21 protein-coding genes are annotated in these 26,129 nt (G+C 55.5%); 11 read left to right on the forward strand and 10 right to left on the reverse strand.

Features of this window, described 5'->3' with window-relative positions; translation table 11 throughout:
- Positions 1-159: 159 nt before the first annotated feature.
- The gene (locus R6V78_RS14610; RefSeq protein WP_410290155.1) at positions 160-798 is read left to right on the forward strand and encodes a cation diffusion facilitator family transporter; all 639 of its coding nucleotides are present in this window, start codon (positions 160-162) and stop codon (positions 796-798) included.
- Positions 799-817: 19 nt separating this feature from the next.
- Here the strand turns inward: R6V78_RS14610 and R6V78_RS14615 are convergent, their stop codons facing one another.
- From R6V78_RS14615 to R6V78_RS14630, 4 genes are all read right to left on the reverse strand, one after another.
- Positions 818-3,544 (reverse strand): ATP-binding protein, encoded by a 2,727-nt coding sequence (locus R6V78_RS14615; protein WP_410290109.1) that lies wholly within the window; start codon positions 3,542-3,544, stop codon positions 818-820.
- A gap of 11 nt (positions 3,545-3,555) precedes the next feature.
- Entirely contained in the window at positions 3,556-3,780 is a 225-nt protein-coding gene (locus tag R6V78_RS14620) for a hypothetical protein (protein ID WP_410290110.1), read from the reverse strand.
- A 27-nt stretch (positions 3,781-3,807) separates the two neighbouring features.
- A complete protein-coding gene (locus R6V78_RS14625) occupies positions 3,808-6,597 on the reverse strand; it encodes an Hsp70 family protein (protein WP_410290111.1) in 2,790 nt (929 codons plus the stop codon).
- 117 nt (positions 6,598-6,714) lie between these two features.
- Entirely contained in the window at positions 6,715-7,122 is a 408-nt protein-coding gene (locus R6V78_RS14630; RefSeq protein WP_410290112.1) for a DUF2760 domain-containing protein, read from the reverse strand.
- Positions 7,123-7,637: 515 nt separating this feature from the next.
- Here R6V78_RS14630 and R6V78_RS14635 point away from each other — a divergent pair.
- Positions 7,638-7,859, forward strand: coding sequence for a hypothetical protein (locus tag R6V78_RS14635; RefSeq protein ID WP_410290113.1), 222 nt, complete (start codon positions 7,638-7,640; stop codon positions 7,857-7,859).
- A gap of 26 nt (positions 7,860-7,885) precedes the next feature.
- On the opposite strand, the gene R6V78_RS14640 is transcribed toward R6V78_RS14635, so the two are convergent.
- On the reverse strand, positions 7,886-8,896 hold the full coding sequence (locus R6V78_RS14640) for a 3-oxoacyl-ACP synthase III family protein (protein ID WP_410290114.1): 1,011 nt from the start codon (positions 8,894-8,896) through the stop codon (positions 7,886-7,888).
- Between the two features lie 377 nt (positions 8,897-9,273).
- On the opposite strand from R6V78_RS14640, the gene R6V78_RS14645 reads away from it, so the two are divergent.
- Complete coding sequence (locus R6V78_RS14645) at positions 9,274-11,397, forward strand: hypothetical protein (protein ID WP_410290115.1); 2,124 nt, start codon at positions 9,274-9,276, stop codon at positions 11,395-11,397.
- Positions 11,398-11,400: 3 nt separating this feature from the next.
- Positions 11,401-11,970, forward strand: coding sequence for a hypothetical protein (locus R6V78_RS14650; protein ID WP_410290116.1), 570 nt, complete (start codon positions 11,401-11,403; stop codon positions 11,968-11,970).
- A gap of 7 nt (positions 11,971-11,977) precedes the next feature.
- Here the strand turns inward: R6V78_RS14650 and R6V78_RS14655 are convergent, their stop codons facing one another.
- Positions 11,978-13,243 (reverse strand): glycosyltransferase, encoded by a 1,266-nt coding sequence (locus tag R6V78_RS14655; protein ID WP_410290117.1) that lies wholly within the window; start codon positions 13,241-13,243, stop codon positions 11,978-11,980.
- 147 nt (positions 13,244-13,390) lie between these two features.
- On the opposite strand from R6V78_RS14655, the gene R6V78_RS14660 reads away from it, so the two are divergent.
- Positions 13,391-15,091, forward strand: coding sequence for a sugar phosphorylase (locus R6V78_RS14660; RefSeq protein WP_410290118.1), 1,701 nt, complete (start codon positions 13,391-13,393; stop codon positions 15,089-15,091).
- Here the strand turns inward: R6V78_RS14660 and R6V78_RS14665 are convergent.
- On the reverse strand, positions 15,072-16,322 hold the full coding sequence (locus tag R6V78_RS14665) for a glycosyltransferase (protein ID WP_410290119.1): 1,251 nt from the start codon (positions 16,320-16,322) through the stop codon (positions 15,072-15,074). The genes R6V78_RS14660 and R6V78_RS14665 overlap by 20 nt on opposite strands.
- Positions 16,323-16,446: 124 nt before the next feature.
- Between R6V78_RS14665 and R6V78_RS14670 the strand changes: the two genes are divergently transcribed.
- The 6 genes from R6V78_RS14670 to R6V78_RS14695 all read left to right on the forward strand — a co-directional run bounded on the left by R6V78_RS14670 (position 16,447) and on the right by R6V78_RS14695 (position 22,190).
- Entirely contained in the window at positions 16,447-17,862 is a 1,416-nt protein-coding gene (locus R6V78_RS14670; protein WP_410290120.1) for a hypothetical protein, read from the forward strand.
- On the forward strand, positions 17,852-18,712 hold the full coding sequence (locus tag R6V78_RS14675; protein WP_410290121.1) for an HAD family hydrolase: 861 nt from the start codon (positions 17,852-17,854) through the stop codon (positions 18,710-18,712). Before R6V78_RS14670 ends, R6V78_RS14675 begins: the two co-directional genes overlap by 11 nt.
- Positions 18,713-18,719: 7 nt before the next feature.
- Positions 18,720-19,877: a hypothetical protein gene (locus R6V78_RS14680; protein ID WP_410290122.1), complete on the forward strand. Its 1,158-nt coding sequence runs from the start codon at positions 18,720-18,722 to the stop codon at positions 19,875-19,877.
- A complete protein-coding gene (locus R6V78_RS14685; protein WP_410290123.1) occupies positions 19,870-20,871 on the forward strand; it encodes a glucosyl-3-phosphoglycerate synthase in 1,002 nt (333 codons plus the stop codon). Before R6V78_RS14680 ends, R6V78_RS14685 begins: the two co-directional genes overlap by 8 nt.
- 165 nt (positions 20,872-21,036) lie before the next feature.
- Positions 21,037-21,651, forward strand: a complete 615-nt coding sequence (locus tag R6V78_RS14690) for a tetratricopeptide repeat protein (protein ID WP_410290124.1) — start codon at positions 21,037-21,039, stop codon at positions 21,649-21,651.
- Positions 21,648-22,190, forward strand: a complete 543-nt coding sequence (locus R6V78_RS14695) for an NUDIX domain-containing protein (protein ID WP_410290125.1) — start codon at positions 21,648-21,650, stop codon at positions 22,188-22,190. Before R6V78_RS14690 ends, R6V78_RS14695 begins: the two co-directional genes overlap by 4 nt.
- Positions 22,191-22,213: 23 nt before the next feature.
- On the opposite strand, the gene R6V78_RS14700 is transcribed toward R6V78_RS14695, so the two are convergent.
- The 3 genes from R6V78_RS14700 to R6V78_RS14710 form a co-directional block, all read right to left on the reverse strand.
- Entirely contained in the window at positions 22,214-23,413 is a 1,200-nt protein-coding gene (locus R6V78_RS14700) for an MFS transporter (protein ID WP_410290126.1), read from the reverse strand.
- Positions 23,414-23,538: 125 nt separating this feature from the next.
- Positions 23,539-23,934, reverse strand: coding sequence for a hypothetical protein (locus R6V78_RS14705; protein WP_410290127.1), 396 nt, complete (start codon positions 23,932-23,934; stop codon positions 23,539-23,541).
- An 11-nt stretch (positions 23,935-23,945) separates the two neighbouring features.
- Positions 23,946-26,126, reverse strand: coding sequence for an acetate--CoA ligase family protein (locus tag R6V78_RS14710; protein ID WP_410290128.1), 2,181 nt, complete (start codon positions 26,124-26,126; stop codon positions 23,946-23,948).
- Positions 26,127-26,129 lie beyond the last annotated feature (3 nt).

The raw sequence follows: 26,129 nt of genomic DNA on the forward strand, positions 1-26,129 counted from the left end.
CTGCGTCAATCCGATCGTCCCCTACGATGCGAACCTCGCACCCCCGGGGACCGACAAGCGGCATGACTCCCTCGTCGAGGGCGGCTTGCCGGTCGTGCTTTCGCAGACTTTCCGGTCGCTGATCCACTCGCGCATGAAGGTGGGCATGGCGAAATACCCATTCTTGTAGGGGCCTCCGCGATCAACCTGCTGCTTGGCATCGGGTTGGTAAGGGTCGGTAAAAGGGTTCAATCCATGACCCTTATCGCCGATGGCAAACATGTGCTCACCGATGTATACACATCTGCGGGGGTGGTTGCCGGCCTCTTCCTGGTTTACTTTACCGGCTGGCTCTGGCTGGACGGGGCGGTGGCCTGTCTGGTCGGTGGCAACATTCTGCTGACGGGAACCCGGTTGGTCAGGCAGAGTTTTTCAGCGTTGATGGATGCATCCGACCCCCAACTTCTGGACGAGATATCCCGGCTGCTCGAAAACCACCGCAAACCGGTTTGGATCGATATCCATCAGCTGCGGTCGTGGCGCTCCGGCAATTTCGTTCACATCGACCTGCATCTCGTGTTGCCCCGGGACTATCTGCTCGACGATGCCCATAACGAGGCAAAACATTTGGAACAACTGCTCATCCATCACTTCAAAGGCCATGCGGGGGTCCTGGTTCACATGGATCCCTGCCAATCGCCCGAATGCCCGGTATGTCGACAGTACCGCTGCAGCCTGCGCACCACTGCACCCACGCAGACAACCGTCTGGCATCGCCACCGGTTGACGATCAACAAAGCCAGCCGGGAAAAACAATAAACCCACCAGCGGTCATTTTCTACGCGGTGGCCGTGGCGCCCTTCCAGGGCAGGGTAAAATAGAAAGTGGCCCCCTTTCCCAATGTGCTCCTGACCTTCAGTTCGCCGTGGTGGTGTCGGATTATTTGACGGGTGATGGAGAGCCCTAAGCCGGTGCCGGCTGGGCGTCCCCGTGACGGATCGACAACCTGCTGGAATTTGTCAAATATATGTTTTTGGTCGGCTTCGCTTATGCCGATGCCGTTATCCGAAACCGAAACCATCAGCTGATCGGTAGCATATTCCAGCTGGATATCAATTTGTCCCTGGTTCGGGTCGCAGAATTTTACGGCATTGGAAATCAGGTTCACCATGGCTTGAATCAACTGGTCGCGATCCCCCTCCACGGGTACTGACCCGTCCGGCAGCAAGACCTGCATTCGGATTTGCTTTTCGGCCACCAACTGGCCGGTGGCGCTTACCGCCTCTTCCACCACATCCTTCAAATCAAAAAGGGTGATCGTCCAGCGCATGCGACCCGATTCCAACTTCTGGAAATCGAGCACCTGGGTGATGAGCCGGGTGAGCCGCTGAGTCTCTCGGATGATAATGCCGGCAAACTCCCGTTGGCGCTCGGGGGTTGTTTCCGGGTAGTCGTGCAGGATTTCCGCAAGGGAACGGATGGCCGTCAGCGGGGTTCGAAGTTCATGGGACACCGTGGATATGAATTCGTCCTTCAACCGATCCAGTTCCTGAAGACGCTGATTGGCCGCCCGCAGTTCCGCCGAAGCCCGTTCCAGTTCGTGGCTGTACACAATGGCCTGACGGGTTTCATTCAGAATATCCATTACCTCTTCGATACCCAAGGGTTCTTCCTTGACCACCGAAGCGACCATGACCCGTGCCGATGCTGATCCGATGGCACCGGCCAGCAGCTTTTCAATGTGGTTGACCAGTCCGGGATCCCGGGTAAGGGACTGGTCGCGGTTGATGCCATAGGCCATGGCATAATGGTTCAGCGCCGCTTCCGTGCGCTCTCTGCCCAGAAATCGCTCCAGCATGGACACCAGGTCCGGCAGGTAGGCGGTGCCGCGCCAGACCGAAGAGTCATGGACCCGGCCCACGTAATTGTATACATTCACAAACATGGCCGCCTGGGTATGTTCCATGACCGAAGGCCTGCTGAACAAGGACCCGGCCACATAACACCCCACGTTGGCCAGCATGCTCCAGAATACCGCATGCGTGATGCTGTCGAAACCATCCAGGCCAAACAGTTCAAAGGGCTTTAAAAAGGCAATGCCAAAGGGTCCGTGTGCCAGAAAATCCTGAGGTATCAGTCCTGCTGCGGCAAGGGAGGGCAAAAAAAGCGTATAACACCAAACCAAAAAACCGGCCACCAACCCCAGCAGGGCGCCGGTGCGGGTGCCGTCTTTCCAGAATATCCCGATCAGCAGCGCAGGCGCAAACTGGGCCACGGCGGTGAATGAGACCAAACCAGTTGAAACCAGGGTGTAATATTCTCCGGCGAAGTGAAAATAGGTGTAGCCCATCAGCAGCACCAGCACGATGCCCAACCGTCGGATGGAGAGCAGAATGTTGCTCAAATCTTCGCGCTGGGCCAGTTTCAGCGATGGCAGGTGCAGCAGCATGGGCATCACCAGATCGTTGCAGATCATGGTGGAAAGGGCTACGGTTTCGACGATGACCATGCCGGTGGCCGCCGACATGCCACCGATAAAGACCAGCAGCGTCAACAAGGCCTGTTTGTCGGCCATGGGAAGGATCAACACGAACATGTCTGCATCAAGGCCGCTGGCGCCGAAGGCGAGCATACCGGCAAAAGCGACCGGCAGGACGAATATGTTAATCGCCAGCAGGTAAAGGGGGAAAAGCCAGATCGCCTTGTTCAGGTGGGCTTCGTTGACATTTTCAACCACCATGACCTGAAACTGGCGCGGAAGGAAAACGATGGCCATCATGGAGAGGAAAATGTGGGCAAACCAACTGGAGAAAGCGCCGGCATCGGTGGGCAGGGTCATCAGAAGGCGGAGATCGGGGGATGTCATGGCTTTGTGGCCGAGATCGGCAAAACCATTGTATATAAAAAAAGTGACGAATATCCCTACTGCTAAAAACGCCACCAGTTTAACGATGGATTCAAAGGCAATGGCCGCAACGAGGCCTTCGTGGCGTTCGGTGGCTTCAAGATTGCGGGTGCCGAAAAGCGTGGCGAAGACCGCCAGAAAAAGAGCCACGTAAAACGTGGTGTCGTTCCAGATTCCGATGCTGCTGATGTGGGACAGCGGTTCGAGGGACGGGTATCTTTGAATCAAAAGAAAACTGGTGGAAATGGCTTTGAGTTGGAGCGAGATGTAAGGAATGACGCCCAGCACGGCGATGACCGTGACGACGCCCCCCAGCGTCATGCTCTTGCCGTAACGGGAGCCGATGAAATCGGCAATCGAAGTAATTCGGTGGATTTTTGAAATGCGGACGATTTTTTTTAATACGAGCCAGCCCAGCGTGGCCATCAGGGTGGGGCCCAGATAAATGGTAAGAAAGGCCGGTCCTGCCGAGGCGGCGCGGCCTACACTGCCGTAGAACGTCCATGCGGTGCAGTATACCGCCAGCGAAAGGGCGTAGATATAGGGGTTGCTGATAATGCTTCTGCCAATGTCGGCGCGTTTGTCACCATAATAGGCGATGGCAAACAACACACCAATGTAGCACAGGGAGACGAAGATGACGGTTTCCGTTGCCAGCATTGGGCGATCCTCTAATCGCTTTGGTTCGCAATGGGCGGTTCCGGCCTGGAGCGGCTGATTGTCAGCATCAGAAAAATGATCAGCGACCAACCGGAAAAGAGGTATAGATATAAAACGGGAATGCCCCAGACCAGGCCAGGTCGGTTAAACAGTTGAATCAAAGGGAAGTTGAACAGCAGTACGCCCAGCAAAAAAAGCCCTACCAGTCGTCGGCCGTTAATTTTGTCACGGGTCACGGTTGGGCTCCTTTCGACTGCAAGAAATTACTGGCGTGCGCGCTTATCCTCCTCCAGGATCAGTCCGGCAGGCAGGTTTTCACCGAAAATGGCATTTTTTTCACTTTGCCGGCGGGGCGATGGCCGGGTGATGCGCATCACGGATTCGGGAAAATCGCCCGCTGAATGGATCCATTCGAGAACCGTATCACAGGTCTCAGGAGGCACATCGCGCAGCGGATCGCCGGTTTTCCGGCAGAGTTGCGACAACATGTCGACAACCGGTTTCGGATTTTTCCAAATCCGGGCAAGAAGCGTCTCAACCCAGCCGGTTACTTCAAAAGGCGGTATTACGCGGTCGATGGAGCCGTAGAGCAGTTCGCGGGCGCCGATTCGGGACAGGGCCCACAGCAGTTGAGGTGGTGGTTTCCTTGCTGTGAGTTGGTTGAGCAACTCCCTTCCCAGGGTAATTTTGTCTTTGATTTGCAATTTTTCCATGTTGGCTGTGGCCATCCACATTTCGGTCAATTCCTGGCGGGGAATACGTGATCCTTTTTTGATTGTCAGCGCGGGTAGAATGTCCTGGAAAAACTGGCGCTGCTGGCCGGGGTTGAGGCCGGCGGCCACCCGCCGCCACATGATCCACCATTCGACGCGAACCTGTTGGGCATTGGCTTGAATCGGCCCTTTTTTGTAGATTTTCCATAGTTTTTTGATGCGATGGGGATCAAACCCATCACCCATGCCTGGCCTCAGGCAAAACCCAAGCAGGTTCATCCAGCGGCTTTCGGCTTCGCCGGATGCGTTTCTTGCAGGCAGATCCGCGATCAGGGTATCGGACAGATCCCGCATCAACCCAAGCGGCCACCGCTCCCGGGGACAATCAAGGACTGCGGCGATGTCCGACATCAGCCGGGGCAGCTTTGATTTGTCACGTCCGGCTGAAAAAGCCGATAAAATCATTTTTTGGGCCTGTTCGACCAGAGATGCTTCGAATATTTCTCCTTCGACGACTTCATCAGATGGATCAGGCCCCCGCAGCTGAAATCGCAGTTGCCAGCGATGCGGTGTGTTCAGAGACCGACACCAGATCTCAAGGGTACCCGCTTCCGTATAACTGGCCTCCAGTCGAACGGGTATTTCGGATTGTATGCCCTTGTCTCCGAACTGGATGACGGTTTTCAACGACGGCAGTGACGTCAGGGTTTCATCCACGGCAAGGATATCGCCGCTGCGATCGCCCGATCGAAAACTGGAGCTGAACAGATCGATTGCCACCGGCTGGTTGGCCACAACCTTGAACACCCGGTCGGGAAGCGTGATGGCGCTGCCTTCCTCCAATCCACGCTCCACAAGGCACACAGCCTGCTTCCCACCACCATTGCCATGGCTGTCGTCCGCTGCTATGCCAATATAAAAACTGCGCGGGCTTCCACTGCCCACGCGGACGCCGATGCCGGACTTGACCATTCCATAATAGGCGGCGCCCAGGGAAACGGCAAGGTCCATCTCGCTGTTTTCAAGGGCCATGGGAACCTGGTCACAGGTAAAAAGACGGCCCACCGCCTCCCTGATGCGATCCCTGAGAACGGGTGCCTTCAATGCGCCTCCGTTGAAAAGGATCAGGTCGGGGCAGGGGTTAAAGGCACCGATGGCTGCTTTGACGTCCGCCTGATGACGTTCCAGAAAGCGGGCTAAATGTCCGGTGATGGCGGTGTTTGTTTCATAGGGAAGCCCCCAGGATGCGTTTCCGTCCGATATTTCTGTCTGCGCACAGGAACCGGATAGCGGAAAAAATTGTTCCAGGACGATGGTTTCAATTTCCTGACGGTTGATCTGTGTGGTCACGGTTCCGGCAATCAGACTCGAACCCGTGCCCGTCAGGGTGATCCGGCCGCTGTCGGCAATCCCATCCAGAATGTTCTCTTTGATCTGACGGCACTGGTGGCAGAGGGTTTTCCAGGCATCCCTGCCCATGGTATCGGGAGATTTACCCAGTCGGCGGGCAACCCTGCGAGCGATGGCAAAGTCCATGTTATCGCCGCCAAGGATCAGGTGATCACCCACGGCAATTCGCTCGAAACGGGGGCTGCCGTCAACCTCCCGCAGGGAGATCAGGGTGAAATCCGTGGTGCCGCCGCCCACGTCACAAACCAGGATCAGTTGGTTGGCGGCCACTTGATCGGGCCAGTCCTTTTCGTGCCGGATCAGCCAGCTGTAAAACGCCGCCAGCGGTTCTTCAAGCAGAATGACGCGGACAAGGCCGGCCAAGCGGGCGGCCTCCAGGGTCAGGTCCCTGGCTATCTCGTCAAAGGAAGCCGGAATGGTCACGATGACCATCTGGTTTTCCAGATAAAGGTCTTCCTCCGGCATGGCCACATTCCACGCCTTGCGAATGTGTTTGAGAAAGGCGGCCGACGCGCTGACGGGCGACACTTTGAACACGTCCTCCCCGGCACCCCAGGGCAGGATTCTGGCCCGGGTGTCCGCACGTTTGCTGCAAAGCCAGCTTTTTGCAGAAGAAACCAGCCGCGCCGGAATCTTGGCGCCATGGTCACGGGCAAATGCGCCCACAAAGTTCCGATCATCCCGACTGCGTTGATCGATGGTCCACGGCGCGTTCATATCCTGAGGGGTGATATCATATTGTCCGGGAATGTATAAAAAGGAGGGCAGAACGGAAAGGGGAGTAAATTCACCGGGACCGGTCAGTTGATGAATCGGGAACTTTCGGATAACCGCAGGTCCATTCTCCAACGCATCTAAGTCCACGTACGAGACCGAACAGTTGGTGGTCCCCAGATCAATCCCGACGACAAAGCGACTATCTGAAATCAAGAACGACTCCTTGGGGTTGAACCCTGGCGATTGGTTCAGTCCAGCTGTCCGACACCCAAAATCAGCCGAGGTAAGGTGCCGGATGGGGCTGGCGCGTGGCTGCGGATTGAAGCGCGGTTATTGGATTTCGATCTCTGCGGGCGCGATGATGTCCGGATTTTGCGCTTCCGACAGTTTCGGCATGACAAGGGTCTTCATTTTCCATCCCCGGTGGCGCAAGATGCCCTTAAAGGGCGGTTGACCCACCACGTTGCCCACCAGTTTGAGCGCATGCGGGTCGAATCCGGCGGCAACCTCGACGCACTCCCCCTCGGTCTGCTTCATGACCGGTTCCGGAGTAAGATAGCGCTTCAGAATTTTTCTGCAATTTTCATGGATACTGCGCGCCGCGGCTCCGACCTGACCATCCTCATATCCTGAAAGGTCCTCCTGAAGGAAGTCCATCAGCCGACCCTCGCGCTGGAGCACACAAATAAGATGCATAAAGAGGCGTTTTTCATGATTTTTGCGTTTGGTCCGGTCCACTTCGTTTTCCCGCATCTGCGCAGGGGCCGGCGTTGACTTTCCGGCGGGTATGGCCGGGGATTGGCTGCCCGCTAACCTGGAAAGGCTGTTTTTTAAGAACATCCACTGTAAAATACCGTAAAAAATAAAAAAGACGAACAACGACGCATACGCTCTGAGATTCAGGGGTGCTCCCAAATCCTGGGATCGCCAATAAAAACAGCCAACGATGGCAAACAAAAGCATTGAAAAAAAAAGCGTCTGCAAGAATGTACGCAACAAAAAGGACCTCAGGCCCAACGAACGTTTCATTTGTCTGCCACCTGTCAGATGGGGGTTTTGCGGGAAATTGGTCGGCAGCGCAAATCCGACCCGGCAGATTTGTCGAGACCGTCACCCACCCGGTTTAGCCTTGTGCGCAATGCCGGGTTATGTTAAGCGTTAACTACCAATATGGCAAGCAGCAACGCACGGCTCGGCCGACCCAACATAGGCACTGCCGGCCAATGGAATACTTGAGCATTCGGTTGACAAACATGTCAAATAATTACAGACATCGCTTTGACTTTGATATCGGCTATCTGGTGAAAAGCCCCTGCCGGGAATGTGTCGACCGACCCCTTTTTCCCGGTTGCATGGAAAACTGCCTTCCGCTGGACAAAATCCGCACGGTGCTCGCCAACAGCATCTCCTGCTCTCGGTCCTACTCGGCACTGGAATCCAAGGCCATTTTTCATGATTCCCGGGACGAAGGGTAAAACAGCCCCCACTGAACCGATGCCTTTCATACCCCAAATCGATACAGCACTGCTCCCCAGGTCACCCCGGCGCCCAGCCCCAGAAACATGACGGTGCTGCCTGCTCCCACGACACCCTTTTCTATCGCCTCGTCCAGGGCCAGGGGAATGCTGGCCGCGGTGGTGTTTCCATAGCGCTGTATATTGTTGTAAATTTTTGATTCCGGAATGTCCATGGCCTTGGCAAACGCCTGGTTGATCCGCAAATTGGCCTGATGGGGGATAAACAGATCCACCGCTTCCAAAGGCATGCCAGTCTTTTTCAGGACCTCTCCGGCTACCTCGGGAAGCCGCCGGACGGCATTTTTAAAGATATTTTTTCCGTCCATGGTGGGAAAATGTCTGCCCTCAGCAAGCATCTTTGCATCCAGTCGCGGGTTTTCCCGGGATGCCGGTGCAAAGGTCATGAGACTTTCGGCGAGGGAACCATCGGCATGCATGCAGGCGGCAAGAATGCCGGCCTTGTCATCCGTTTCCATTCGCTCCAGGCAAACCGCGGCAGCACCATCTCCGAATATGACCGCCACGTCCCGGCCTCTGGTCGAAATATCAAGGCCGGTACTGTGCACCTCGGCACCTACCAGGAGTATACGCTTGGCCAGACCACTGCGAATATAGGCGTCAGCGGTGGTCATGCCATATAGAAAGCCGGTGCACTGCTGGCGGATGTCCAGTGCCGGAGTGGATGTGAGGCCAAGTTTGTGCGCCAGCAGACAACCGGACCCCGGGAAAAATAGATCCGGACTCAAAGTGGCAAAAATGATCAGATCAATATCATCCGCTTTCCACCCGGACCGTTCCATAGCGATCTTTGCGGCTTCAAATCCAAGATCGGATGAACCGACGCCGCCCTGCTCGGGAACCCAATAACGCTGTTCAATGCCGGTGCGCTGAAGAATCCAGTCACTGGATGTGTCCATCCACTGGGTCAATGTGTCATTGGTAACCAGGCGGGGGGGTAAGTAGCGGCCGGTTCCCTTGATAATGGTTTTTTCCATGCCTGTGCTCTCCTTAATGCAGTTCCTCCCAATTTCACGACAGTCCGTAAAGTCGTTGACAATGGCCTGAAAATATACGCTGAGTAAAAAAAATGATCAAGAAATTTATTTAGTTATCTCCGGGTAGGGCCTGTTTCAAAGGATTGTGAAACGATCCGTCAAACCCAACTTTCGGGATACAGGTCATCCATTTTGGGCCTAAGCATATCCCAAATTTCCCGAAAACAGATAAAATCCTCAAGTCCGCTGGACATATCGTCGATATCATAACTGAAAACGAGACACCAAGCTTCTGCCGAGCGAATTTTCAGGCCGGACCAGATGCATACAGTCCAGCTGGTTTTTATGATCGATACGATTACCATGAGTTGTGGCGCATGAAAGGTAAAACCAAAGAGTCGGACTCGGAAAATCGGATCATCGATACCGATCAAAGCCCGACGCACGCAGAACCCGTTATTCATGCTGCCGCCAGGATGGAAACGACCACCACCGCAAACGACGACGAAAGCCTGGACGCTGAGCAGCAAAAGGCCTTTGAAAGCATCATGGCCCAGATCGAAGGCGGCGGTGCGGATGCCGATACCGAAGCACCATCGGATGACTTTTCTGCGGAATTGGAAATGGTGGTCAACGAAGCCGCTGCCGCCGAGGCCGGCGGCCCAATGGATGAAACCGGCAATGAATCGGACCAAGGGCTGGATGCGGATCAGCAAAAGGCCTTTGAAAACATCATGACCCAGATCGAAGGCGGCGGTGCGGATGCCGATACCGAACCACCATCGGATGACTTTTCTGCAGAATTGGAAATGGTGGTCAACGAAGCCGCTGCCGCCGAGGCCGGCGGCCCAATGGATGGAACCGGCAATGAATCGGACCAAGGGTTGGATGCGGATCAGCAAAAGGCCTTTGAAAGCATCATGGCCCAGATTGGAGCCAAAGCGCCGGAAAAACCATCATCAGAAATATCGGAATCCGATTCAACCGCTGTCGGTGCAAACGAGCAGGAAAACCATCCAACCGACGTCATCCGAGACCAAAGCGTTGCGGAAGCGGAAGCACAGGATGTTTCCGATGACATAAATCTGATTTTAGATGCGATCACATCCAGTAATGAACCCGTCTCGGTGTCGGCAACGGATGCCGATTTTCCATCCCCGCCGTCTGCCCTCCAAAGCGGTGAACCGGCAACGTCCGAAGAAAATCCATCGCCAGGATACCCGACCCTGCCTTCGACAGCCGACGTGAACAGCGGACCGACGGCAATAAAAAATGTCCGCCCCGAGGCCGAAACCGTAGAAAAAGCCACGACATCTGTCGGCGGTACGCGCAAGAAAGCCTTCATTGCTTTGGCCGTTGCCATCGGGCTGCTTGCTTTGGCAGGTTATGTTCAATGGAGGCTTAAAAATGATGTTATTTCCAAAGCACCCTTATCGACTGCCGATATGCCTCGTCCGGATGGGGTGGCTGCAATCCCGCCGCCTGCGCAACCCAACGGACCGATCACCGTCGACTTGCCTCCATCCGATCACGCGCAATTGAAAACGGCTGCAGAAAAACTGCACCGGTTGCGTGGTACACTGCTCGAAAAGCAAACTGAGATCCAGGCATTGCGGGCCTATTACCAGGCAGGAATCGATGCTGAAATCGCGGGGATCGTCGAAATCCTGCACAAAACGAGCCCCAGCGAAGTCGCCTTTGGCGCCGCGATGGACCATCCGCTCATCAGCCTGGGACTCTCGGCGATCCAACGGCGTGACAACTACATCACAAAACTGGCCAATCCGTTAAATGACCTATTGTGGAGCAGTGAATCGCTGCTGTTTTACGCCCGCAAATCAGAAATGCTGGCCCTGATGGTCGGCAAAACCAGTGATCTCGACATCGATGGCTTCCTCAAACAGGTCGATGAGATCAGCGCCATGCACGGCAGGGTGCTCGCTCAACTGGATATCGACGCAGTTCCGTCATCGCCGTTGGAACTTGAATCCATCTGGCAGCAGATTGTGAAACGGCTTCAGGAACCACCGCACCGTGGTGGAAAAGCGCTGCCCGTCCGTTCGGCAGAGGATGTGGCCATCTGGAAAAACATCTGTGCAGGCGATTTCTCCCAGAAACACAACCTGACCGAACTCTCCCCGGAGGCTGCCGGCTGTCTGGCCCAATGGAAAGGCAAGGATCTGTTTCTCAATGCGCTGACCCAGCTTCCAGCGGATGCAGCCCGGCAGCTGGCCGCCTGGGAGGGGGACTGGCTGGGTTTGAATGGACTCAAGGAGCTGTCGGCGGATGCGGCCATGCAACTGTCGCGATGGAAAGGCAAAAAACTGTCTCTGAACGGCCTTTCCCGTCTTTCGCCCCGGGTCGTGGCGATCTTGTCCGAATGGCAGGGAGATCAGATCGAACTGGTCAATGTCAAACAGATGGCCCACTGGGAAAACCCCAACACCCGGCTTTTTCTTTCTGAAGATCTGCACCGCGGGCAAAACACCACCAGGAAATAAACCGTGAAGAGACCGACGATCATTCAACGAGCCCTTTTACTGACCGTCGTCCTGGCTTTGACGGTCTTGCCAGTCTCGGCGACCGCCAAGGCAATCGGAGATCAATTGCGGCGGACCATGGCGGAAATCTCTTTGCTCAACAGCCAGATGGCCCAGCGCAAAACGGATGCTGCCCAAACCCGCGATGCCCTGGCGGCAAGGTTGGAAGAGCTCAAAACGGAAGCACGGAAAACGTCACAGGAGCAGGGTATCAAGCTTGCCGCGAAAGCTTTGAAGAACCCGCGGATTTATTACGATCTGATGCTGATGGCTGAAATCCAGGCATACATCGACCGATACACACAAAAGATAAGCTATTACCGTATCGCCTGCGACCGCCTCAGTTATCTATATCAGCAGGCCGACGATGACCTGAAACTAGTAGACAGCCTGTCCGGGATGAAAATCGATGCGCTGATCGCTCAGGCTGAAAAGATCCTCGACGGCTACCTTGCCGACGCCCAGACCATCACCATCCAGCCCCACTCCCTGAAGGTGGATGCGCCGCAAAACATGTGGGAAGCCCTTGAATAGTAAACACCTACACCATCAGGTTCATCAACTTGTCGTGGAGCACTTCGTAGGAATAGAACTGCCTGCCTAAAGCATAGTTCGTTTCTACCATTTTACTGCGTATTTTTTCATCCTGGAGCAGTTGACGGGTGTGATCGACCGCTTCGCTGGTCACATACCCGTCGATTTCAACTGCTCTGAACCCTTTGGGTTTGATATCGAAGGTGTAAATCGAGTAGCAGTTGACCAGGATCGGTTTGCGAAAATAGACCGCTTCCAGGAAGGCGTTGCCGAACCCTTCGACCGTGGAAGGATAGGTGATGAAATCGGCGTGGTGGTAGATGTCGTTAAGGGTGTAAATTTTGCGACCGTCCGCAGTCGTCCCGCGGCGGTCATGGATGATGTCCGAGACGAAGAGGGTATTGACCTGCATCCGCCGGGAGTAGTCGATGATACGTTGTTCATAGTCGTGTCCCTCGTCTCCGGAAGCATGGGAGATGACCAGGCGGGCTTTGATTCCCAGCTGGCTGACCAGTTCGATGGCGTTTTCGATGCCCTTGCGTTTGACCACCCGGGTGGGCTGGAGAATCAGGCGTTCATCCGGATCAAGCCCCAGCGCCTGCCGGACGTCGCCGGCGTAGTCATCGGGCGGCGGCGGCGGATTCTTGAAGTCCATCACGTTGGGAATGATGGTGGCGGAAATGCCGGTCCTGAGGGAGAGCTGGTTGTCTGCCGATGAACTGATGACCACGTGGCGGATGGGCGGCAGGTGAGGGGGAAATGCCATGTTGATATAATCCCAGACCGAATTGGTCTTGAACTGATGGCGTTCCCAGAAAAAATCATGATGGTGCGCGATGGTCGGCAGGCCGACTTCGGCGATGACTTCAGTAATGGCCAGCCCTAAAGGGATGTTGAGGGGGATGGTCAGCGCATTCTCGGACACCAGCAGATCGATGTTGAATTTGGCAATAAAATCGTATAGCCGATCCTTGAGGTGCTCCTTGATTTCATGAATCAGGTTGGTCAGTTTACGATCACGCAAACCGATGGCGGTGGAACCGAAAGCGGCATTGAAGATCGTCCGGATTTCCGGATCCATGAAGTGGGCTTTGGGAACCAGAAAGGCCTGGGCCGGGTCGCGGTCCAGTTCTCCGGCAAAATAGAAGCAATGAAACCTTTCTTTTTCGAACACCCGGGCCCATTTTTCCGTTTCAAGGGAGACGCCGTCGGTCCCGGCGAAGCGGGTGGAGACGAATCCGATATTGTGTACATTGTCAAAAGGGATGTACATAGCCACTCCGCGCGCACAGATGATAAATTGGCAACCGAGGCAAACGGCTCAGCATACCTGTTTGTGCAAACAGACATCAAAAGGTCGCGGATGTCAACGGCTTAATCCCCTACCGGGAGGAGCGGCCGACAGCCACCGCCTATCTGAATGAAACCGATTCTTGAAAAAATTTATGGTCGTAAAAAGGGCGCTGACGCCTTTAAGCGGCTATCAGCAGCGATCGGTGACTTTTCGCTCGAGTCACCGGCCGCCAAGGAAGCGCTTTACAGCCGGAAAGATGCCATTTTGATCAGTTATGGTGACGCGCTTTTACGAAATGGAGAGCGGCCGCTGCAGACGCTGCGTCGATTTTCCAGAGACCGCTTCGCGGGCGTCTTTTCAGGCATTCACATCCTGCCGTTTTTCCCTTATTCTTCCGACGACGGCTTTTCGATCACGGATTTCCAGGCAGTACGCTCAGACCTGGGCACCTGGAGGGATATTGAAGCCCTCAGCAGGGATTTCAAACTGATGGTCGATCTCGTGGCCAATCACGTGTCGTCCCGAAGTCGATGGTTCTCTGGCTATCTGGCGGCTCTCAAGGGGTTTGAGGACCTGGCTATCGAAGTCCACCCGGCGACGGACCTGTCGGGTGTGACCCGTCCCCGGTCACTGCCGCTGCTGACTGCCTTCACCAAGCAATCGGGACACCGGGTGCTTCTATGGACCACCTTCAGCGCCGATCAGATCGATTTGAATTACAACAGCCTCGATGTGCTGGAGAACATGGTGCGCACATTGCTATTTTACGTAGCCCGGGGAGCACGGATCATCCGGCTGGACGCCATTGCCTACCTGTGGAAGCAGATCGGCACCGCCTGCATCAACCTGCCGCAGACCCACGACATGGTTCGGTTGTTCCGCCGAATTCTGGAAACAACGGCTCCCGGTGTAATTCTGACAACCGAAACCAACCTGCCCCACCATGAAAACATCAGCTATTTCGGCAATGGGACCGACGAGGCCCATATGGTGTATAATTTCACCCTCCCGCCGCTGTTGCTTTATTCACTGGCCGTCGGGCGGGCGCACGTGCTTTCCGATTGGGCGCAGGCAATAGCCGCCCCCTCGGAACAATCGGCCTTTTTCAATTTTACCGCCTCCCATGACGGCATCGGCGTTCGACCGTTGGAAGGGCTATTGCCTGAAGCCCGAATTGCCTGGCTGGCGGATCGGGTTCGTCAAAACGGCGGACTTGTCTCCGAAAAGAGGAATTCGGATGGTTCCAACAGCCCCTATGAACTGAACATCACCTATCTCGACGCGTTAAAAGATCCGATGCTGGTGAACGATCCATTTCATGTCTCGCGCTTCCTGGCCTCACAGGCAGTGGCCCTGGCTCTTCCCGGTGTTCCGGCTGTATATATCCACAGCCTGCTGGGGTCACGCAACTGGACCGAAGGCGTCCGGATGACTGGGAGGGCACGGACAATCAACCGCCAGAAACTGGATGCCGACGCCGTCTGCAGGGAACTGTCCGACAGACGCAGCTTCAGATCGCGGATTTTTTACCCCTACCTGGACATGCTGCGCATCCGTGCCCGGCAGCCTGCATTCCATCCCGCTGCCGGCTCGCAGATTCTTCACCTGAGCGACCGGGTATTCGCAGTCAAACGATTTTGTGACCAACAGACCCTGTTTGCCCTGACGAACTTTTCCGGCGACCCGCTGAGGATCGGCCTGCCGGACGTCCAAGCTGCGTCGATGGCAATGGATATGCTCAGCGGCAAGCTTGTGGATGCCGCATCGATTCCCTTGTCTGCCTACCAGACCGCCTGGTTGGTGCGGATCACATCGAACACCCATTGACGCCGAAGAAGTTGGCCATCAGGTTGTGCAATTGACGCCCAAGCGTGGCGTATGAGTAGTGGCGGGAGGCAACGGCATAGTTGTGGTCCGTCATCCGTTCCCGAAGTGCGGGCTGTTCAAGCACTTCTTTGACTTTCTGGACGTTTTTCTTGGTCAAGAAACCATCCATGACAATCAGATCGAATCCCTTGGGTTCGATATCACGCACGAAGATCGCGTAGCGGTTGATGAGAAGCGGCTTCCGGAAATAAACCGCCTCCAGGAAAGCGTTTCCAAAACCTTCGTAAAGGCTGGGGTAGGTGATGAAATCGGCATGGGCATACAGGTCCCACAGCGTCGGCCGATTGGGGTCACCCGGTACACGGGTAGCGATCAGGCGAAGATCCACGCCCCGATCCCGGGCGTGTTCGGTAAGCCATTCGGCGTACTCGAAACCCTCGTCGCCGGCTTCGTGGGAGATCAGGAGTTTGAAATGCCGATTTCCAAGTTCGTGGACCAGATCGATGGCGTGTTCGATCCCTTTGCGCTGAACGATGCGCGTCGGTTGAAGAATCAGGAAGTCTTCGGGAGTCAAACCCATGGTTTTGCGAAAGGTCCGGGTATCCTTCTCGTCGGATAGTGGCGGGTTTTCAAAGTCCAGTACATTCGGGATGATCACCGACGAGACACCCGTTCGCAGGGCCAGCTCTTCCTGGGCCGCCGAGTTGATAACCACATGCTCGATGTTGGGCAAATTGGGTGGAAAGGCCATCCGAAGGTAATCGCCCACAGCGTTGACTGAAAAACGGGGCCTCTCCCAGTAAAAATCGTGGTGGTGGGCCACGGTGGGAATCTGGGTTTCGGCAATGACTTCGGTCATGGCCAGACCCAGCGACAGGTGCATGGGGATGGTCAGCAGGTTCTGCGCGACCAGCATCTCGATGCGGAACCGGTCGATGAATGCATACAGCTGCTTTTTCAAGCTCACCCGCAGATCATGAATGGCTTGGGTGGTTGCCGGGCTGCGCCGTTTCCGGCCGAAGATCGCCGCATCAATCGCCTTGTTGGTTTCGTGCTGGAAAAAAGCCTCAGGAACCTTGAGGCTTCGCTGCGGATCACGGTCAATTTCACCGGCAAACCAGAAGCAGTGGTGTCCGTTTTTTTCTAAAATATGGGACCATTTGGCGGCCTCCAGGGACACCCCGTCGGTGCCTGCGAAACGGGTGGCGACGAAACCGATGCGTTTTTCCATCGTGCCTCCTTCGGATACGACCCTCAGCGGTTGACAAACAGCTGCTGTTCATCAACTATAACGGTACACGCCTTGTGTGTTCCCTCACGCGGATGCTGAGCATCGGTTCCACCGGGGAGGCACCATGAAGATCGCTTTTGTTCACTACCATCTCAAGACGGGAGGGGTTACTTCTGTCCTGAAACGCCAGATCAGCGCTGTTCAAGGCGTTTGTGACACCCTCGTTTTGACGGGTGACCGGGCGTCCACTGCGCTGCCCTGCAGCGTAATTGAGATTTCAGGACTGGGTTACGACCAACCGGGTGTCTCCCCTCCGGATGCGGAACAGGTAGCCGATCGCATGCTCAGGGCATTGTCCGGAACATGGCCGGGCGGATGCGATATCCTGCATGTCCACAACCCCACGCTGGCCAAAAACAGAAATTTTCTTCAGGTCATTAAACTGCTGCAGCAGGCCGGGGTCAACCTTTTTCTGCAGATCCACGACTTTGCCGAGGACGGGCGGCCCGATCTTTATTTTCGTGCTGAGGCGTATCCGGCAGATTGTCATTACGGCGTTATCAACGCCCGTGATGCGGGGTTTTTATTGGGGTCGGGGCTGGATTGCGCTGGCCTGCACCATATTCCCAATGCCGTCTTGGGTATGCCGGCCAACGATTTCCAAGCTAGGCAACGACAGGTTCTCTACCCGGTGCGCGCCATTCGGCGCAAGAATCTCGGCGAGGCCATCCTGTTGTCCATGTTTTTCAAGGAAAACCGGCGGCTGGCCATCACCCAGCCGCCGAACAGCCCAGCAGATGCCGCCAGCTACCGTGACTGGACCCATTGGGTAAACCGAAATCGCCTCTGCGTCGATTTCGAGGTCGGGAAAAATACCGACTTCACCAGCCTCCTGCAACGTTCGTGTTCGGTGGTCACCACCAGCATCGCCGAAGGGTTCGGGCTCTCCTTTCTCGAGCCCTGGACAGCGGGCAAGCTGCTGTGGGGCCGTCGACTGAACCATATCTGTGAGGACTTCGAGAAAAGCGGTATTCGTCTGGACCACCTATATGATCGGCTGGATATCCCCCTTGTGTGGATCGACGCGGCCGCCTTTTCGCGCGACTGGCATGCAGCGGTGCAAAGGGCGGTTAGATCCTATGGGCACCCGGTCTCGGAAGAGATGGCAGGATGTGCATTTGCCCGCATGACCAGCGGAGAAATAGTGGATTTCGGCATGTTGAGTGAAAAATATCAGCGTCAGGTTCTCACGCACCTGATCGCCGCGCCATCGGATAGAAACCAACTGACCGCCCTGAACCCCTGGCTCTCCTGCCCGGGTGCGCTTCCGGATCCAGAAGCAGGGGCAATCATAGAAGAAAACCGCCGTGCCGCACTGCAGCACTACGGCATGCCGCTCTACCGCATCCGTCTGCTGAAAATTTACGATCAGGTGCGCAGCCATCCGGTATGCCAGCGCATCGACAAAATCGCGCTGTGCACCGCTTTTTTCGATCTCGATCGATTCTCTTTGCTGAAATGGGGTACTTATGACGGTTAAAAAGGCCCTATTTAATCATCCGGTTCAACCCCTTAAACCAATTCCCACCGGTGTGCTCCCAGATCTGGCCAACATGCAGCATTTTTCGGCAATGCTTTTTGACGTATACGGCACCCTTTTAATCAGCGCAGCCGGGGAGATCGGACGCCATCCATGGCCGGCCGGGCGAATGGATGCCATTGAGGAGCTGTTGAAACGCTACGATATGGACCCTTCGGCACAACCGCTTCTGCATACCTTGGTCCAACGCATCGAACATTGGCATGGCATGCTGCGGAACCAAGGGGTCGACTGTCCCGAGGTCGATATTGTGCAGATCTGGCGGCAGGTGCTCGGCATGGATGACGTGTCCGTGGTAAAGGCATTTGCCGCTGAGTTTGAATGGGTGGTCAATCCGGTTTTCCCCATGCCTGGATTCAAGGAGTTGGTGTCTGCCTGCAATAGCGGCGGTATAAGGATGGGTCTGATCTCCAACGCTCAGTTTTACACCATTGATACCCTGGAGCGGTTTCTTGGCGCAAGCCTTGAAAAAAAAGGCTTCGATCAGCGCCTGCTTTTTTTCTCATGGAGGGAGGGGCATGCCAAACCATCGCCGGTAATGTTCAATCGCGCCAAAGCGGCCCTCTCCGACATGGGGATTGCCGCCACGCGTGTGCTGTATGTGGGCAACGACCTGAAAAACGACATTCTGCCGGCCATGGCTGCCGGGTTCAAGGCAGCTCTTTTTGCCGGAGATCGGCGCTCGCTGAGTCCAATGGTATTCGATGACCGCTGCAGCAAACAATCACCCGATCTGATCGTCACCGATCTGCGTCAGTTGATTGCCGCAACCGTAAACCCGCAACCGTGAGGAAGAGATGGAAACGTATCTCGATCTGCTGCCGGCGTTCGTCGATCTTATCCGCCAAATCCGCGAAATCATCATCAGCAACATTGTATTGATCGGTCAGGTACCGGCACCCACCTTCCACGAGCAAAGGCGTGCGGCGTGCCTGGTGGAGCGCATGGCCGAATTCCAGGTGGATGAATGCATCATCGATGATTTCGGCAATCCCATCGGCGTGATTCGTGGTGCGTCCGCGGAAAGGCAGTCCATATTTGTCGTCGCCCATCTGGACACGTTTTCAGAAATCGAGTCCGATGAGAATTACACCGTAACCGATAAAATCATCAGCGGCGTCGGGGTTTCGGACAATTCGGCTGCCGTGGGCATCCTGGCCTCCCTTCCGGAGGTATTCCGCCGGCTTGGGCTGACGTTTGCGTCGGACATCGTACTGGTCGCTCCCACCCAATGCCTGGGGCAAGGCAACCTGAAAGGCATTCGCCGGCTTTTAAAAAATTGGCCGGGACCGATTCGGGGCGCCATCTGCATGGAAACCGTGGAACTGGGCAGACTCAATTATTACTCTGACGGCATGATCCGGGGCGAAATCGACTGCAGCATCGCTTCCGAAAAGCAGTATGGCCGTCACCATCAACCCAACGCTATTTTGATCATCAACGAGGTGATCAACCGGATCCTCAGACTGCGATTGCCCCAGAAGCCGAGAACGCAGATCGTCATCGGAAAAATCACCGGCGGGTTCAACCATGGCAAGGTCGCCTATGACGCCAAGATCGGATTCGAGATTCGAAGCGACTCCGATGACATGGTCAAAGCGCTCTATGGCGATATCCGAGATGTCGTCGATTGCATCAACAAGTCGTTCGGCGTCAAACTAATGCTCAACCGCATCAGCAATCTTAACGCCACGCGCCTGCCATACAATCATCCGCTGGTCAAATGCGCCTCGCGGATCATAGACCGTTTGGGGGTGGAGGCCGTGAGCGAACCGAGTGAAACGGCCCTGTCGATATTCCTGCAGAAAAAGATACCGGCAATCACGCTGGGATTGACCCGCGGGGACAGTTTTCACCAAGATGGCGCCCTGATCGAGATCGAACCCCTTTTTAAAGGCCTATCACAGATTCCGGCGCTGCTTATGGCCATGGACAGTGGGGTGTGTGATGAATAAAAACTGGATCGAATCGAATACGTTCCATCATTCCGAATTCAAGGACCTTCATGGGTTGGTCGCGGCCAAACAACGTAAACGGCTTACCATTTCCCTGTGCCTGCCCACGCTGAACGAGGAAAAGACCATTGCCAAAGAGATCGTCATCCTGAAATCGGAGCTCATGCTCCGTTATCCGCTATTGGACGAAATCATGGTCATCGATTCCGGGTCGACGGACAAAACCCGTCAGATTGCCCGATCCTATGATGTGACGGTTCATAAGGCGGATGACATCCTGCCCCATCTGGAGAAGTTCAAGGGCAAAGGCGAAAACCTCTGGAAGGCACTCTTCGTAACGCGGGGAGACATCATCATCTATATCGACGCGGACATAAAAAATATTCACCATCGTTTTGCATACGGGCTTCTGGGACCGCTCCTGCTCTCGGATCGTATTCGGTTTACCAAGGCCTTTTACGACCGTCCCATCGCGGTGGGAGAGAACAAGCTGCGCCCCACCGGCGGGGGGCGGGTCACCGAACTGGTGACCCGCCCGTTGTTCTCACTGTTCATGCCAAATCTGACCCAGTTTCTGCAGCCGCTCTCAGGAGAGTACGCGGGCTTTCGAAACATATTCGAGGCCATCCCCTTTCACATCGGCTACGGCGTGGAAACCGGCATGCTCATCGACATCCACGAAAAATGGGGCCTGGATGTGATGGCCCAGGTCGATCTGGACAGACGTGTGCACAAGAATCAGGATACCAAGGCGCTGGGGCGCATGGCGTTTGTGATCATCAAGACGTTCCTGGACCGGGTCCAGAAGCTGCAACGGGTCGACATCAAACAGGAAATTTTTGATGAGATGATTCAGTACCACCTGGTCAGAGGCGCACTTCAACCCGAAATGCATGTATTGGAGCAGCATGAGCGCCCACCCATCCTTCAGGTTCCAGAATACATGCAAAAATTCCCAACCAGAAAATCGGGGCAGGCGCCTTTGAATCCCTGAATATCATGCTTACCTATAAAAAATAAACGACGCGTGCACACGGTAGGCGTCGCGCCCGGAATAATCTTGATGGGGACATGCCGTCGCAGGCATGTCGATTCGGCACCGGCAGCCGGTCCATCACCCGTCGTTGATTGGCGGGTTGCACGATCACAAAGGACAGATATGGGTGAAAAAAAAATAAGCGGAACCGTCAAAACCGAAAATGTCATCTGGTTTGTCGTGGCTTCTCTGGTGGTCGGATTCATCGCGGGGGTGGCGTTTGGCGTCTATAAGAGCCAAACGATAGTAGATCCCCATCAAACAGAACCCTCTGCAGGCATGGAGGAACAGCGGCAACAAGCAATCGACACGCTCAGGACCCGCACCGAAAAAAATCCCCAGGATAGCGCCGCATGGATTGACCTGGGACATCAATACTTTGATGCCAACCTTCCCGACGAGGCCATCGCCGCCTATGAGAAAGCGCTGGCCCTTGAACCTGAAAATGCCAATGTCTGGACGGATCTGGGGGTCATGTACCGCAGAAGCGGCAGCCCGGAAAAAGCGGTGGATGCCTTTGACCGGGCCATGAACCTTGATCCCGGCCATGAGATTTCACGGTTCAACAAGGGCATCGTACTTTTCCATGACCTCAAGGATGAAAAGGGTGCCCTGATGGCCTGGGAATCGCTGCTGACCATCAATCCAAATGCCAAGTCGCCCGGTGGTCAGACGGTGAGGGAGCTGGTCGACCACATCAAACAAAACCACACGGATAAAAAATTGGATCAAAAATGAACCCAGCGGTCTGCAACCGGTCCACGCTGATCAGCAAGGGCAGGGTCTTCGATTTTTACGCGGAGAATATCACCCTGCCAAACGGCGTCAATATGGATATGGAGATCATCCGGCACCCCGGTGCGGCTGCCATTGTACCCTTAATCGATGACGACACGCTTTTACTGCTCAAACAGTATCGTCATGCGGTCGGCGGTTTTATCTGGGAAATTCCGGCCGGGACACTCGATCCGGGTGAAGACGCCCGCTGCTGCGCCGAACGCGAATTAACTGAGGAGACCGGTTATGCGGCCCGGCATTTTGAAAAACTTGCTGAAATAATACCGCTTCCAGCTTATTCGGATGAACGCATTCACCTGTTTCTGGCCACCGGTCTTACCCGGCGGATGCAGAACCTGGATGAGGACGAATTGCTCTTTGTTCATCGGGTAGGCTTGCACCAGGCACTCACAATGATTGCTGAAGGTGCAATCCAGGACGCCAAAACGATCGCCGGACTTCAGTTGGCCGCCAATCGAGCGGCCGGATTTAAAAAATAATACCTGCGACCACCCTCTCATGGTCAGATGCCGGCCTGATCCCATCCTTTCAGTCCGCGCATCAGGCACAGCAGCCCCAAAAATGTCAATATTCCTGATATGCAGCCCGTGGCCAGGATGCCCCCGGTTTGCCAAACCGCCCCGCCCATCAGTGCCCCGAACACCCGTCCGATACCTGCTGTGGCGAAAAAACCGGACATCATGGTAGCCCTGAAGCCCGGCAGCATCTCCGTGCAAAGGGAGAGACTGGTAACCAGGGTGAATTCGTAAATGAAAAAAATCACCGCCAAACCGGTCAGCGCCGCAGCCAGGGAGGTTTCCAGAAAAGGCAGCCCAAAATAGCTCAGCACGGAGAGACTCAATCCGGCAACCAGTGCATGCTTCAACCCGAATCGGTCGGAAATTGCTGCCGTGAAGCCTTCTCCCGCCAGTTCAGCCGCACCGATCAGGCTGGTTCCCAGCCCCAGGGCCACAATGCCCAGGCCAAAGCTTTTCTCCAGCCATGCACCGTAAACCACAAAGAGGTTGTCGTTGGCCGCACTGACAAAAAAAACATAGCCCAGTGCACCCAGTGCGGGTCTGCTGGAAAACAGACGCGAATAAGCGCCAAGGTATTCTGATGGTGATATGTTGTGATGCGGGCGCTTCGGATCTTTGGGAATGATAAAAAAAAGGGCCGCGGCGCCGATGCATCCCAACGCCCCCATAACCAGAAACGGGGATCGCCATCCATACCTCTCAATGAGAACTGCAACCAGTGGAATACCGATCAGGGTGGATGCAGACCAGGAAATTTCCATCAGGCCGATCACCAGGGCCCGCCTGTTATACGGAACCCGGCTGCTGGCCCAGGCCTGCACGGCCGGATCGAACAAGCTTTTGCCCAGCCCTGCCAGGAACAATGCCAACAAAACGACTGCATAAAAAGGGAAAAACGCTGCCGCCAGCATGCCGGTTCCCAGCATGACCATGCCGGCAATCATCATTTTTCGGTACCCTATTTGGTCGGACAGGGGGCCGCTAAGGGCGCCCAAAAGAGAGGTCACCTGGTTGACGGCGATCAACGACGTGATCGCCGACAGTGAGACGCCCAGCCCACGGCTCAACACCGGTGCAAAGGGGTAGGCGAATCGTCTGGCGGTATTGAGCACCAGTCGGAAAAAAGTGGTGCCGACGATGGGCACGATAATTGTGGATTGTTGTGGTGATTTTGGCGGATGCATTGGGTTCCACTCAGAATGGCGCCGATGGCGTTGGCTTCGACCACCCGGCCTTTTCAGACCGGACTGTCCGGGTTTGTTCAGGTTGTCGCTTTTGCATGGGGCTTTTTTTCTTCCAATGAAACGGGTTATCGTAACCGCACGGCTTTTCGCGCACGGTCGATGCGTTTTTTGACCAATTCAATGTCGCGTATCCGCGACAGATTGGTGAGCAGACCCGACGCTTCGGCCGGCGACTCATTGCGGCTGTCCAGCAGGAGGCGATACCAGTAGGGGATACTTGCGCCATAGCAGGAAAACAGGTCCATGGCATGCGTGCGGGCTATTCCAAGTGTTTTGTCGGCCAGTTTTTCCGATCCTGTCGGTGCATTGATCTGCTCCAAAAATCGAGTGAGTTCATGGTCAAGCCTGCGCTTGGTGATGTGGTAGCGCACAATGGGCCTGATCCATAAAATGGCGATGATATATCCCAGCAGGCCGGCAATAAAACTGGCACCGGCGGCAATCAGCAGGGTTGAATCCATGGGTATCCTTTTTAACCGGCGTGCCGTGCACGAAACCGCTGATACTCGACCATGCGGGCCGCTGCCTTGACTGCCCGTTCCGGCGTCTCGTAAAACACACCCTTCAGATGGTGGCCTTTCACCCGATAGACCGTGGCATCCTTTTCATCGGTGAGCAGGCTGACTCCAAAGACCGGTTTGCCATATTTTTCCATCAGGCGGACAATCTGTTCGATGTAGCTGCTCTCAAAATCTGAAAAAGCCTTGACGGCGTCATCCAGAATTTCCCGCGTATAGGTTGCGTCCACCTTTCCCACCGAATCGGCCAGACGCCTGAGAAAGATTCTGCGCCCGAGGATGCCCAGATTGATGACCGCATCGCAGCCTTCCCATTGAAGCAGCGCTTCCATGACCGTCAAAGGAATGGACGGGTCGTTTTCCCCCACCAGGTCGATGGGGTTGGAACGGCTCCAATAAGGCGGCAGGATTTTATCGATGACACCAATCAACGCCGGGGAAAGCGCCGGTACATCCAGGCCGAACTGGTTGCAAAGATCGGCGGTGACCACGCCCCACCCACCGCCCAATGTCATGACGGCGATGCGGTTGCCTTTGGGCAGGGGCAGCGAGGAGAATGCGGCGGACAGGTCCAGCAGTTCCATGGGTTGGTCCACCTTGACAATGCCCGCCTGCTGGCACACTGCGTTGAACAGCCGGTTGTCGGATGCCATGGCACCGGTGTGGCTGGATGCTGCCCGACTGCCTGCCCGGGTCTGGCCGCCTTTGAGCAATACGATGGGTTTTTTTTGGCTGACCCGCCGCGCGCTTTCGAAAAACCGGCGGCCCTGCTTGACGCTTTCGATGTAAAGCATCACAGTTCGGGTAAGGTCGTCGACTTCAAAGCCTTCCATATAGTCCTCGATGGTGATCATGGCTTCGTTGCCAGACCCGGAAAAGGCACGGATGCCGATGCCCTGTTCTTCGGCAAAAGCCAGTAACTGGGTTCCCATGTTGCCGGACTGGGCCACCACTGCCGTTGAACCGGCCAGGGGACGGACCGATGTCCCCGTGCAGAAGAAATTGATATGCGGATTGCAGATACCCATGGTGTTGGGCCCGAGGATAAGAATCCCGGCAGCCCGCGCTTCCCGGGCCAGTTCTCTTTCCAGGTTTTTACCGTCGGCTCCGGTTTCACCGAAACCGGATGTAATCAGGACCACGTTTTTTATCCCCTTGGCCTTGAGCTGGGGAATCAGGTCCATGATGCTGGCGGCAGGTACGGTTACCACCGCGAGGTCGATTTCCCCCGCAATATCAACCACCGATGCAAAGACGGGTTGGCCGGCGATCGTGCCCCCCTTGGGATTGACGGCATAGACCTGGCCCTGGTACCCGCCGCTGAGCGTGTTGCAGATCAGCATATGACCCCATTTACCCATTTGAGCGGATGCGCCGATGAATGCTACCGAGCGGGGATAGAAAAGTGAGTGGATGGCCGGCGGTGGTACTGGATGGGCCTGGCTTGCCTGGAGGTCAGGTTGGGTCAGGGTAATCAGGGCATCGACGGCCGTGGGGTTTCCAGTTGCCGTGACAATGAGCGGATTGATGTCGATCTCGGCAATTTCGGGAAATTCGGCAGCGATGGCGGAAAGACCCATCAAGGTGTCTGCAAGGATTTCAAGATTCACCGCCTTTTCTCCGCGAAAAGGCCCCAGCAGTGAGCGGGATCGGATGGATTCGATCATGTCGGTTGCATCTTGACGGGTGAGCGGTGCCAGTCGAAAAACGACGTCGGACAAGGCTTCGGTCAAGATCCCGCCCAATCCGAAAAGAATGGCCGGACCAAAATGGGGATCACGGAACAGCCCGGCAACGAACTCCCGTTTGCCGGGAATTTGCGGCTGAACCAGAATTTTTGCACCGGGCGCAGCCTTGAGGATTCGTTGGGCCGCAACCGATACGGACTTTTCATCGGCCAGGTTCAGGTGAACCAGGCCGCCTTCGGTCTTGTGCAGCAGCCCTTCATCGATCCCTTTGAGCACCACGGGGAAACCGAAACGAGCGGCGGCGATGACTGCGTCATCGCCTGCAGCGACGATCATTTCAGCGACAACGGGCACGCCATACCGCCCCAGAATCGTTTTTGACTCCACCTCCGTCAACGCGGTGCGGCCGGATTCAAGGTTTCTTTTCAAAAATTCATGCAGCTCCACGAT

Origin of the sequence: Desulfosarcina sp., assembly GCF_046496365.1 — a bacterium.
Classification (GTDB): domain Bacteria; phylum Desulfobacterota; class Desulfobacteria; order Desulfobacterales; family Desulfosarcinaceae; genus Desulfosarcina.